The sequence below is a fragment of the Micromonospora sp. LOL_023 genome, assembly GCF_048060115.1.
Taxonomy (GTDB): domain Bacteria; phylum Actinomycetota; class Actinomycetes; order Mycobacteriales; family Micromonosporaceae; genus Micromonospora_E.
Window position 1 is genome coordinate 1 of sequence record NZ_JBHMIM010000098.1, and the last position, 11566, is coordinate 11566.

The 11566-nt window shown below is 71.2% G+C and carries 11 protein-coding genes and 1 pseudogene; 5 read left to right on the forward strand and 7 right to left on the reverse strand.

Going from position 1 to position 11566, the window contains the following annotated elements:
- The first annotated feature begins 171 nt into the window (after positions 1-171).
- Positions 172-1083 carry a ParA family protein gene (locus tag ACFHVL_RS29795; protein ID WP_416631860.1) on the forward strand — a complete coding sequence of 304 codons (912 nt, stop codon included), beginning with the start codon at positions 172-174 and terminating at the stop codon, positions 1081-1083.
- A gap of 9 nt (positions 1084-1092) precedes the next feature.
- Positions 1093-1575, forward strand: coding sequence for a hypothetical protein (locus tag ACFHVL_RS29800; RefSeq protein WP_416631861.1), 483 nt, complete (start codon positions 1093-1095; stop codon positions 1573-1575).
- Between the two features lie 27 nt (positions 1576-1602).
- Here ACFHVL_RS29800 and ACFHVL_RS29805 read toward each other — a convergent pair whose 3' ends face one another.
- From ACFHVL_RS29805 to ACFHVL_RS29825, 5 genes and pseudogenes are all read right to left on the reverse strand, one after another.
- The gene (locus ACFHVL_RS29805; RefSeq protein ID WP_416631862.1) at positions 1603-3804 is read right to left on the reverse strand and encodes a HelD family protein; all 2202 of its coding nucleotides are present in this window, start codon (positions 3802-3804) and stop codon (positions 1603-1605) included.
- A 115-nt stretch (positions 3805-3919) separates the two neighbouring features.
- Positions 3920-4222, reverse strand: a pseudogene (locus ACFHVL_RS29810) (transposase); the annotation flags it as partial.
- 64 nt (positions 4223-4286) lie between these two features.
- A complete protein-coding gene (locus ACFHVL_RS29815) occupies positions 4287-4922 on the reverse strand; it encodes a class I SAM-dependent methyltransferase family protein (protein WP_416631864.1) in 636 nt (211 codons plus the stop codon).
- Positions 4923-5166: 244 nt separating this feature from the next.
- Complete coding sequence (locus ACFHVL_RS29820) at positions 5167-6348, reverse strand: FAD-dependent oxidoreductase (RefSeq protein WP_416631865.1); 1182 nt, start codon at positions 6346-6348, stop codon at positions 5167-5169.
- Positions 6345-6935: a TetR/AcrR family transcriptional regulator gene (locus ACFHVL_RS29825; RefSeq protein ID WP_416631866.1), complete on the reverse strand. Its 591-nt coding sequence runs from the start codon at positions 6933-6935 to the stop codon at positions 6345-6347. The genes ACFHVL_RS29820 and ACFHVL_RS29825 overlap by 4 nt, the downstream gene beginning before the upstream one ends.
- Positions 6936-7104: 169 nt before the next feature.
- Here ACFHVL_RS29825 and ACFHVL_RS29830 point away from each other — a divergent pair, with 169 nt between their 5' ends.
- Positions 7105-7935, forward strand: a complete 831-nt coding sequence (locus ACFHVL_RS29830) for a hypothetical protein (protein WP_416631867.1) — start codon at positions 7105-7107, stop codon at positions 7933-7935.
- A gap of 624 nt (positions 7936-8559) precedes the next feature.
- On the opposite strand, the gene ACFHVL_RS29835 is transcribed toward ACFHVL_RS29830, so the two are convergent.
- Together ACFHVL_RS29835 and ACFHVL_RS29840 are read right to left on the reverse strand one after the other, a co-directional pair.
- Positions 8560-8931: an AfsR/SARP family transcriptional regulator gene (locus ACFHVL_RS29835; RefSeq protein ID WP_416631868.1), complete on the reverse strand. Its 372-nt coding sequence runs from the start codon at positions 8929-8931 to the stop codon at positions 8560-8562.
- Positions 8932-9213: 282 nt separating this feature from the next.
- Positions 9214-9792 carry a hypothetical protein gene (locus ACFHVL_RS29840; protein ID WP_416631869.1) on the reverse strand — a complete coding sequence of 193 codons (579 nt, stop codon included), beginning with the start codon at positions 9790-9792 and terminating at the stop codon, positions 9214-9216.
- Between the two features lie 166 nt (positions 9793-9958).
- Here ACFHVL_RS29840 and ACFHVL_RS29845 point away from each other — a divergent pair, with 166 nt between their 5' ends.
- Positions 9959-11083, forward strand: coding sequence for a hypothetical protein (locus tag ACFHVL_RS29845; protein WP_416631870.1), 1125 nt, complete (start codon positions 9959-9961; stop codon positions 11081-11083).
- A 63-nt stretch (positions 11084-11146) separates the two neighbouring features.
- A complete protein-coding gene (locus tag ACFHVL_RS29850) occupies positions 11147-11548 on the forward strand; it encodes a hypothetical protein (protein ID WP_416631871.1) in 402 nt (133 codons plus the stop codon).
- The last annotated feature ends 18 nt before the right edge of the window (positions 11549-11566 follow it).

Below are 11566 nucleotides of genomic sequence, written 5' to 3' on the forward strand. Positions count from 1 at the left end.
CTCAAGATCGCGACGATCTTGCACTTATCGACGGACAATCCCGACAAATCTTCTCGATAAGCGCAAGATCGCCGAGGATTCCGGCCGGGTCGCTGGGGCACCCAAGATCAAGCTGGACGTACGGTGCTGTTGGCGTGGCATGCTGCTGACCATGTGTGTGCGGAGCGGCCGATGACCGTCGTGTCAGTCATCAACTACAAAGGGGGTGTCGGGAAAACCACCATCACCGCCAACCTCGGGGCCGAACTCGCGCACCGGGGATACCGGGTGCTCCTGATCGACCTGGACCCGCAGGCCAGCCTCACCTTCTCGTTCCTCGACCCCACCATGTGGGAGCGGGAGCTGGCCGATGACCGGACCATTCTGCAGTGGTTCGGCAACGTGCTGGACGGGGACGGCGCCGCCTCGCTCGACCGCTACGTACTCACCCCGTCGACAGTCAACGAGGTGATCACGCAGAACGGCGACGGACGACTCGATCTGGTGCCGTCGCATCTGATGCTCACCGACGCAGATCTGGACTTCGCCGCCAACCTGGGCGGATCCCGGTTCCAGCACGGCAGCCCGCGCTACCTGCCGCTGCATCGGGCGCTCGCCGACGCGCTGGCCGCCCCCGCGTTCAGCGAGTACCAGGTGGTGCTGATCGACTGCCCGCCGAACTTCACGATGGTGACCCGGACCGGGATCGTCGCAAGCGATCACATCCTGATCCCGGCCCGACCCGACTACCTTTCCACCCTTGGCATCGACTACCTGCGCAAGAAAGTCTCCGAGCTGGTCACCGACTACAACAAGGTCGCCACTGACGGAGCCGACCAGATCAGCCCACAGATCCTCGGCATCGTGTTCACCATGGTCCAGTACACCGGTCACGGGCCGTTGTTGGCATTGCGCAACTTCATCGGCCATCCTGCGACGATCGAGATCCCACGCTTCCAGCAAATGATCCGCGACAGCAAGACCGTGTTCGCCGGTGCCGGCGAACAGGGCCTGCCCGCAGTCCTGATGCCGGACGCGAACCCCAACGTCCAGTATGAGCTGCAACAGCTCGCCAGTGAGTTCCTCGCCAAGATCCGCCCGTAGGAGATTTTCGTGACCAGCGCCGCAGACCTGTCCCACGCCGTCCTGATCCGGGTCGCGGACTTCCTCCGTACGCTGCCGCCGGACCAGTTGGCCGCCCTCGCCGACGGCACCGCCCAGTTGTCCGTCAGCGGCGGCCCGTCGGCCGCAGCTGCAATTGGGCCGGCGGAGTCGACGACGACCGGCCAGCCACCGGCAGCGGGGCGGGGCAGCGGCGCGCGGAAGACACCGACCCGGGCGGCGAAGCCGGCCCCCGTCGTCGACACCGAGCGGATCCGTACCGATCTCGCCACCATCGACGACCGGGTGGCTGCCGGCCGCTACCTCGACGACCTCGGCCTACGAGTCACCGATCTGAAGGCGCTGGCCGCTGAGCTCGGCGTCGCGCTGCCGAGCCGGGCCACCAAGGCCGTCATGCAGAAGAGCATCGTGCAGGCGATGGTCGGCCGCCGACTCACCTCAGCGGTACTCAGCCGCCCAGCCGACCACGCCTAATGGGAGCTGTCGGGTGAGCCTGGAGTCTCACTCGGCGGCGAGCTGGCGGCGTACCTCGTCGAGGACCTCCGGCCAGTACGCGGCGGGCGCGCCCGCGCGGAGCTGACCGGCGAGGTGCTCGGCGAGCTGGCGGATCTCGCGTCCGGTGAAGTCGCGCCGGTCCCGATTCGGCGAGTCGTCCGACCGCTGCGGCGCGGTCAGCGGCAGCGGGTCGCCGACACAGACGACGTCCAGGTAGCCGGTGGTGCGGGTCAGCGCGACGTAGAGCATCCGGTGGCCGCGTTCGTCGTCGGCGACGATCTGCTCCGGCTCGACCACCACCACCGCGTCGAACTCGAGGCCCTTCGCCTCGGCCGGACTGACCAGGTTGATCGACCCGCTCAAGTCTCCCTGCTGCGCGCTGCTCCAGCTGACCCCGTTCTCGGCGAGCGCGGCTTCGACCTCGCGCCGGCAACGTGGCGGGCAGACGATGCCGACGAAGGCACCCCGCCCCGCGTGTTTGGTGGCGACGGCGACGACCCGGCCGGCCCGTTCAGTCAGCCCGACCTGGTGCACATTTGGCTCGGCGGGACCGTCCCGGACCACCTCGGGTGCGGTCACCGCAGGTGCGGCGACCGGCAACAGTCGGGCGGCGAACTCGTACGCCTGACGGGGCACCCGGTAGCCGTACCGCAGTGGCGCGACCCGCACCGGATGGGTCGTCGGCAGGTGGCGGGTCACCTCGTCCCAGCTGTCGCGCGCCCACACACCGGTGGACTGGGCCAGGTCGCCGACGACGGTCAGCGAGCCGGTGCGGCTGCGCCGGGCCACCGCCCGCAGCTGCATCGGTGACAGATCCTGTGCCTCGTCGACCAGCACGTGCCCGTACCGGCGCTGCGGCGCGCCGTCGATCAGGTGGTCCAGCTCGTCGAGCAGCGGCAGGTCGGCCGCCGACCACAGCTCCTCGGAGATCCGGTCCGCGCCGCGGCGGTGCAGCGTGGCCAGCTCGTCCGGGGTGAGGCCGCTGGCAGTCTGCGGACCACTACCGGCGTTGGCGTCGGGACCGTCGCCGCCGGCCGCGCCGGCCGCACCCGCGGCGGCGCGTAGCCGGGGGCGGGAGCCGAACAGGTCCCGCAGGAAGACCGACGGGCTCTGCTGCGGCCAGAGCCGCTCGACGAGGTTCGCCAACGCCGACTGGCCCCTCGGATCGGCGCCGGTCCGGGCCTGGACCAGGTCGGCGAGCCGGTCGCGGAACAACTGCCGACGACCGTTGTACGGCAGGTCGGCGGCGTCGGCGGCGGCGAGCGCCCCGCGTACCTCCTCGCCGGGCAGGGTGACGAACCGGCTCCCGAGCAGCAGCCGCTCAGCCGGGTCCGGGGTGCCGATCCGGTTGCGCAACGCCCGGTCGAGCAGCCCGGCCATCCGGGCGTCGCCCTTGAGCCGGGCCACCGATGTCGACTCGGCCCGCCCCCGGCGTACGGTCGGGGCGAGCCGGCTGATCTCGCGCAGCTCGACCTCGGCGTCACCCAGGCCGGGCAGCACCTGACTGATGTAGCGCATGAACGTCGGATGCGGGCCGATCACGAGGATGTCGTCGGCGGCCAGCTCGGGGTGTTGGAACAGCAGCCAGGAGACCCGGTGCAGGGCGATCGCCGTCTTGCCGGTGCCAGGGCCGCCCTCGATGACCAGCAGCTCGTCCAGTGGGGCGCGGATCAGCTCGAACTGGGCGGCCTGGATGGTGGCGACGATGTCGCGCAGGGTCCCGGTCCGGCCCCGGGCCAGCTCTGCGAGCAGCGGCCCGTCGACGTCGGGCCCGGTCGCCACCCCGGCAGCGATCTCGGCGAACAGCACGTCGGCGAAGCTGTCGATGGTGTTGCCGGTGCACTGGTAGCTGCGTCTGCGGGCCAGCCCCTGCGCGTCGGTCGGGCCGGCGGTGAAGTAGCGGGCCGCCGCCGGCGACTGCCAGTTGATCACCAGCGGGTCTGCGCCGCCGCCCGCGCTGATCAGGTGCCGGCCGAGGTACAGCGCCTCGCCGGACTCGTCGTCGATCCGCCCGAACGCGACCGCGTCGGCGGCGTCGCCGAGTGCCCGGGCGACGACCTCGGCATGCTGGCGCAGCCGGGCGGCGGCGGCCTTGTCGGCACCACTGGCGGCGAGGGCGCCGAGCTGGGCGCGTCGCCGGTCACGCTCGGCGGCAGCGGCATCGAAGTGCTCCTGCTCGGCGGCGATCTCCGCGGGCATGTCGGCCATCGGCGTCCCTCCCGGGGGTCGGCAGGCAGGCTCGCCACACGTTACCGGCCGCGGTCGCCACCCGGCAGCCCAGCGGAGGGCATCAGGCCCCCCGGGGGTGTCCCTATGGGTTGTGTCAAGCGGCGAGGCGGGGGCCGTCTACCGTTTTGGGCTGGTATGGCCGTTGGGTGCGGAGCATGGCGTGTAGGACGTCGACGCGGCGGCGGGCGAGGCAGATGAGGGCGGCGGTGTGCTTTTGGCCCTCGGCGCGTTTGCGGTCGTAGTTGGCGCGGCTGATCGGGTCGGCGAGGGCGGCGAACGCGGACAGGAAGAATTCGCGTTTCAGCTGCTTGTTGCCGCCCTTGGGTGGGTGTTCACCACGGATGCTGGTGCTGGAGCGGCGGGTGACCGTGGCCAGGCCGGCGTAGGCGGCGAGGTGGCCGGGGGTGGGGACGATCAAATAGGCCTCCGATCTCCGGACCCGTCAAGTCGCCGGTTCGCCGTCATGCGATGAACTGGAATATCTTGCCGTTCTCTAGCGGCTGTGGGGTGCCGGTGAAGCGGTGAACGCCGACGGAGAACAGCACATCGTCGGGAGCGGTGAACGCCTGTTCGGAGAACCCTGCGTCGGCCAGCCACCTTCGGACAGCCGGTGTCAGGTCGGGTGCTCGTCGTGTCCTGGTCCAGATGACCGTGGCGTCGGCGGCGCAGAGCTGTGGCAGCGCGTGAATGGTGGTGTGGGCGTCGGCATCGCTGATGTTGCCCAGGACGCCCGCCATGATGATCAGGTCGGCGGGCACCGCCTGCCGGTATGCGGCGAGGTCACCGGCGTCGGCCTGCGCGACGGTCACCGCGTCGAGGCCCTCGGCGATTGCTCGGGTCCGGGCCGCGGCGACGTTGCGTGGTTCGTACTCGATCAGCGTGGCGCTGACTCGCCCGGCGTCCGGGCGCGACGCCAGCACGGTCAGAATGTCGTGACCTTGGCCGGCGCACATGCTGACCACGGACACCGGTTCGCCAGGTCGCTCATCGAGCCACGCGGCGATGTGCTGCTGGACCAGCCTCAGTCTGCGTGCCAGGGGCGAGCCGGAATCAGTGTAAGGGATGTGCCAGGCGTACCAGTCCTTGCCGTAATTCATGGGCGCCGAGTCTGCCCGTATCACCGAGCAGCGGCGGGCGCAGGCGCGCCGAGCATGGGGAAGGCCTTGCCGGGGTGGTAGAGCTGTCCTGTTGCGAGGCGGTGGTGGTGCAGGCAGCCGCGCTCGGACTTGCGGGTGGCCGGGGCCGCGCTGGCGTCGGCCTCAGAGCCCTCGGCAAGCGAATCAAAGGGGCCGAGGCCAGGACCGGCATGCCGCGAGCGGGCCGGTCGACCGGGAACGGTAGTCAGTTGCGGGACTTGCCGACCATGGCGCCGGCGATCATCCGATCCATCCCGGGCAGCCCGGCGGCGGCCAGCGCGGCCCGCCGGGCGTGCAGCCACCACCGCCGCTCCGGCACGAACCAGCGGGCCCCACGCCGGGCGACCTGCTGCTTGTCGGTGACCATCGGCCGCATCGCCGTCTCATAGCGGCGTACCGCCGTGGCGATGACCCGGGGGTCGGCTGCCACCGCAGGGTCCAGGGCCCGGGACAGCTCGTCGGCGAGGGTCCACGCGCCGGCGACGGCCAGCGAGGCGCCCTGCCCGGCGAGCAGCGACACGGCCTGGCAGGAGTCGCCGACCAGCACCACCCGGCCCTGGCTCCAGCTCGGCAGCTCGATCTGGGCGACCTGGTCGTAGTAGAGCTCGTCTGCGGGCGGGCAGGCGGCGAGCGCCTGCGGGGCGATCCAGCCGAGGTCGGCGTACTCCTGGCGCAGGGCGGCCCGGGGGTCGGCCGGGATCGTCGGGTCGGCGGCCCGGTGCACGGCGAAGACCGCGACCCGGCCGTCGCGCAGCACGTAGCAGCCGAGCTGGCGGCGGGTGCTGTCGGTGAGGGCGAACTCGTCGCCGACGGCCTCGCGTACGGCGTCGTCGTCGAAGACCCAGGCGGCGGTGTGGAAGCCGAGGTGACGCAGGTAGTGCCGCTCGTCGCCGTAGACGAGCCGGCGCACGGTCGAATGGATGCCGTCGGCGCCGACCAGTACGTCGGCCCGGTGGATGGTGCCGTCGGCGGTGGTGGCGTCGACCCGGTCGGCACGGTGGTCGACGCGGGTCAGCCGGCTGCCGTAACGCAGGGCGACCCGTTCGGGCAGCGCCTCGCGCAGCAGCCGTTCCAGATCTGGGCGCATGACGCTGATCAGTCGGCCGCCGACCAGGTCGGCGAACCGGGTGTAGCTGAGGCTGGCCCGGCGGCGGCCCTGGTCGTCGCGGTAGGTCAACGCCCGTACCCGGTAGCCTTGCTCGTGCAGCTGCGGCAGCAGCCCCATCCGTTCGATCGCGTCGTAGCCCGGCCCGAAGAAGTCCATCATGTAACCCTCGGTACGCGGGGCCGGCGCCTGCTCGAGGACGGTCACCGACCAGCCGGCCGTGTTCAGTCGGTGCGCCAGCGCCAGCCCGGCGATCCCGGCACCGCAGATGACCGCCTTCACTGTCGGCCCCTTTCCCTGGTGGCGTTCCTGATGATCATCCGGGTGAGCGGCGCGGCGACCACGTCCGAGGTCAGGTTCGGGGACAGTGGACGGTGCAGCATCATCCCGTCGACGACGGCGGCCAGGACGGCGGCGGTGCCCGCCGGGTCGACGACCCCGTGCCCGGCGAGCCAGCCGGCGAGCCGCTCGCGCAGCCCGGCGAGGATGCCGGACAACGCGTGCCGCAGGCCGTCGTCGCGGGCGGCGGCCAGGTAGGTCTCGGCGAACAGCAGCGACGTCGGGTCGGTACCGGAGTAGCCGTCAAGAACGGCGAGCATCGCCCGTACGCCGGTCTCCGGTGTCGTCGACTCGGTCAGCAGCGCGTCCAGCTCGCCGGCGAGGTCGGTGATCGCGGCGGTGGCCGCCTCGACGAGCAGCGCCTGGACCGACGAGTAGTGGTAGTGGACCAGGCCGGACGCGACGCCGGCCCGCTCGGCGACGCCCCGGGTGCTGACCCCGGACCAGCCACGTTCGGCGATCAGCTCGGCTGCGGCGACCCGCAGCCGGACCCGCACCTGCCGGCCGCGCTCGGCGGCGCTCTGCGACACCGACTCCCCCTCTTTTCTTGGTCGTACGCCCTGGGCGAATGACCAACACGCTACCACGCCGACGCGAAATGTGAAGGACACACTGGATCCCGGGGCACCACGCATGCGATCCTGCTTGCTATAGGTAATCGCACGATCACCAATGGCTACCCCCCGGCCGGAGGCATGGGTGAGCGAGCTGTACCGGACGCCGCGCTACGACCCCCCATCACCCAAGGACAGCGGTACGACCCCGATGCAGGTGCTGATCACCGGCATCACCCCACCGGTGCCGTCCGCGACACACGGCGCGATGACCACCCTCGTCGGACTACGCCTCGACGGCCCGCAACACTGGATCCGGCTCGACGAGATCCCCGCCCACCCACTCAGCCAGACCGCACCCGTGCGGCGCCACGACATCGTCTCGCTCGTCGCCGAACCGGACCCGGACGATCCCCGCCCGGAAAGCTGGCGCGCCCACCACGGCACCATGCGGGTCTGGCACGAAGCACGCCGGTGGCCACGACGCACCGCGATCCTGCACCGGCACGCCGAATGGTCCATGTGCGACATCGGCCAGGCAGCGGCAGAGCGCGACGACGCCCAGTCCCTCGCGCTGATCCGGGTCGCCGAACTGCGCTACGTGCGGATCGACCGGGCCCCGGTGGCGCCGCCGGCCGAGCGCTGGTCCGCCGCCACCTGGCGACGCGACGAACCCGACCTGTTCCGGCCGATCGTGCACGACATGCTGCGCCGCCCACCGTTCACCCTCGCCTACCGCTACCGGTGCCACCACAGCGGCTGCTGGGGCCACGTACAGCACCTGCGCGACCGGCAGGTGGCCGCCTTCCAACAGCACCGCCGTAGCTACTGCGGGCTGCCGCTGCGGCGGGCCCTGGTCGGCGAGTTCTGGTGGCCGCTGCGCCAGCCCGGCCGCCAGGTGGCGTTCCTGGTCGGCAACCGCCGGGACAGTCCATCCACCTTCGACGTGCTCGACACGGCCATTCTCCGCCGCTAGCCCGGAGGCGGCGATCACCCGGCTCAGCAGCTCGATCGCCTCGGCCTCGTCGAACACCTCGAGGTCGGCGAGCACGGCGCCGTTCAGGCCGGCCAGCCGTGATCGGGAGGTGACCAGGACGCCGCAGGTCGTGACGCCCGGCAGCAGCGGGGTGACCTGTGAAAAGCTGTGCGCGTCGTCCAGTACCACGAGCAACCGGCGGCCGTGCGTCGCCGAGCGAAACAGCGCCGACCTGCTGTCCAGGCAGTCCGCGAGGACGGACTCCAGCCCGAGTGCCACGAGGAAGCCGTCCAGGACGTCCTGCGGCGCTGCCGGCATGGCGTCACCGCCCCTGAGCTCCGCGTACAACTGACCGTCCCGATAGTGCGCGCCGAGCCGATGGGCGACGTTCCGGGCCGGGGTACTCTTGCCGACACCGCCCATCTCGGTAACGGCCACGATCGACAACGAGCCGCGGTCGGGCAGGCTCAGCGCGTTGGCGATGAGGCGGGCCACCGCCTCGCGACCGGTGAAGTCCGCTGTGGTGGCCGGGACCTGGGCCGGCCGTGGCGCTGGCTCCAGCAAGCTCGACGCTGAGTTCCAGCAAGCTCGACGCTGGGTTCCAGCCCCAGTCGGTCCACGATCCTACGGCGAGCGGCCGGGAAAACCGCAAAGGCCTCCCCGGCCGGCCACTGGCGTGCAGCGCCCGATCAACAGCACGAGAAGGCTCTCCCGCAGTGGGTTCTCGTCGCTGAGAGCGCGCAACTCGGGCACGCACCAGGAGGCGTGGTCGAGGTGAATGTCCAGCGCCAGACGCGCCTCCAGCAGGTCCAGATGCAGCTCTCCCAGCCTGCGACGATGCCGTTCCACGGACGGACCGGGCACCCCGGCCAACGGCTCGCCGTTGAAGCGGGCAAGCGCCTCGGCCAGCATCGAGCGGGCCGAGTCAGCGACCTGCCGGTACGCGTACCTCGGGAGCGGACCCCCGTACCGCTCGACGCAGTTGACCGTGCTCACCGACTGCGCCGCAGCCCTCTGGCACCTGGAGCGCTGGCAGGCCGGGGATGTCTCCGTCATGCCCGCCGGCTACGACCTGCGGCCCCGCCGCTGGTCCCAGCAGCCGACCCTGGTCCGCCTCGCCCACCGGGTCGCCAACGCGCCCTGGCTGAGCTTCCGGCACGTCAAGGGGCACGCCGGACACCCACTCAACGAGGCCGCCGACACCCTGTCGTCGATGGCCCGCCGCCGCGTCGAGCAGCAGTTCGAGGTACGCGACCGAGCCGGTGACCTGGGCCATCGTCAACGCTCGGCGCGGTTCTGCTCGCGGAGCTGGTGCAGCAGCGCAGTCCAGCGCTTCGGCACCCCCAGGTCGAGAAACTCGGCCTTCAGCGCGGCGATCTTGCGCTCCCGGTCGGCCAGCATCGCCTTTACCGCTGCGGTGAGCTGGGCGGCGAACACGCTCTCACCCAACCGGGTGACCGTACCGTCGGCGAGCAGTACGGTCCAGGAGAGGGCACCGGTGGTGCGTACCGTGATCGAGCCGTCCGGGGAGGATCCGGACGCCACGACCTCGTTGAGCGCCCGCGTGTACGCGGCCTGCCCCGGTGTCTGCTCGGGCCGGGCCGGCGTGTCGACGACGACCCGGAACGACGCCGACCTTCGCTCGTGGAGCTCGTTCTGGGACCGCTGGAACGCCACCCACGTCGCCTGACCGAGCCGGCTCAGCTGGTAGGCGAGGGTGTCGTCGGTGTAGCGACCGTACGCCGCGTAGCTGAAGCTGATCCGCAGGTCCGTGCCGTCGGTGGTGTCCGCCCAGATCGCACCGTCCGGGGACGACGCGGAGATCGGCGGCCGCCGGTCCGGATCGGGCTCGCCCATCTCTCCCCCGTTCCGCAGGTCACCTGGCCACCGTTGAGATCCGATCCGGACGGCGACAGCAACGAGACGACAGTCGATTGCCACACTGTGTTAAGACTAGGCGGTGAAACAAACTGCGCGTGGGCTCGCTGCGACGCTCGTCGCAACGGCGACAGTCGGATTGCCGGTGCCGGCACGGGCAGCCGACGCGGTGTCTCCGGTCGAGCCGCTGGCGGCCGAGGCGGCTCCGGCCGACGGAGCGACGGCGACGCTCTACGCCGGAACCGGTGAGGCCGGGTCCTCCGGCGACGATGCTCCTGCCACGGCGGCGGCGCTGAACCAGCCCGGTGGGGTCACCGTCACGCCGGACGGGGTCGTGTACGTCGCCGACACCGGCAACGGGGTCGTCCGGGCGATTTCCACCGACGGCGTGATCCGCACCGTCCCCGTCGGCGAGTTCACCCTGAGCTACCCGAGCAGTCTGGCGATCGACGCGACCGGGACCATCTACATCGGTGACAGTGGCAACGCCCGGATTCTCTCTCTGTCGCCCGGCGGCGACGTCGCCTCGGTGGCGGGCGACAACGGAGCCGGGTTCGCCGGTGATGGCGGGCCGGCCGTCGAGGCGCAACTGCGCGACGTCAGCGGCCTGACCGTCGACGCCGACGGCGGGTTGGTCTTCGGCGACCTGCGCAACTACCGGGTCCGGCGGATCGACGCCGACGGCGTCATCGACACGCTGATCGGCAGCGGCGACGTCGGGTTGGTGGCGGGCGGCGACGCGGCGACGTTCACGTTCCCGTACGCGCCGATCTCGACGGCGGACGGCCCCGACGGCGACCGCTGGGTGGCGAGCACCCTGCTGTACGGCCTGTCCGACAACGTGATGCGCGCGGTGGTCCGCGACGGCGACAGCCGGTGGACGTACTCCGAATCGCAGTCGGCGTCGATCCCGGACGGTGCCTGGCAGGGCAACCTCTACCTGGCCGCCACCGCGAACGCCCGGTACCTGTCGACCGACGACGGCCTCTACCGCTTCCACCCAGACGGCCGGGTGGAGACCCTGCTGGCGGATCCGGCCTTCGCCGGCCCGCTGGCCATGGTGGACGACCAGCTCGGCTACCTGGTCGACCCGCGCCAGCACAAGGTGTACCGGTTGGAGCTGCCGGCGATCTCCGTCTCCGGTCCGGGCAACGGCGGCGACGCGGATCCCGACGACGCGGCACGGCCGTGGTGGGTGTTGGCGGCCGTGGCCGCCGCCGCTGTGGCACTACTGGTGGCGGTCGTCGCGGTACGCCGCCGTAAAGCATGAACGCACCACCGCTCGGCACATCGTCAGAGAGAATCCACCGACCATCGACCGGGGGTGATGGTGATGCCGGAAGGTGTCACCGGCGGTGACCTGTACGCACTGTGGCGGGTGTCCGAGGCGCTGCTGCCGCGCGTAGCGGACGTCTACTACGACGCGAACCGGCTGGTCGCGGCGGCGGACGGCGCATCCGGGCTGACCTTCGCCCTGACCATGTGGAACACGCTGCGCTACGAACTGCAGGACATGTACGCCGAGATCGGCGGTGTGTTGCTGGACGGTGCTACTGCCGTGCGGGACGCCCGACTGGCGTACGAGGCCACCGACGCGGAGGCCGCCAGCGAGCTACAGGGCCTCCTGGCAGATCCGTGGCAGAACTCCCCCGATCCGGCGATCGCGCCACCGGCCCCAGGGTCCGAGAGGGCCATTCAAAACCTGATCGACACCCGTAGAGGTGACGGTGGGTGATGTTCGTGGGTGGCCGGC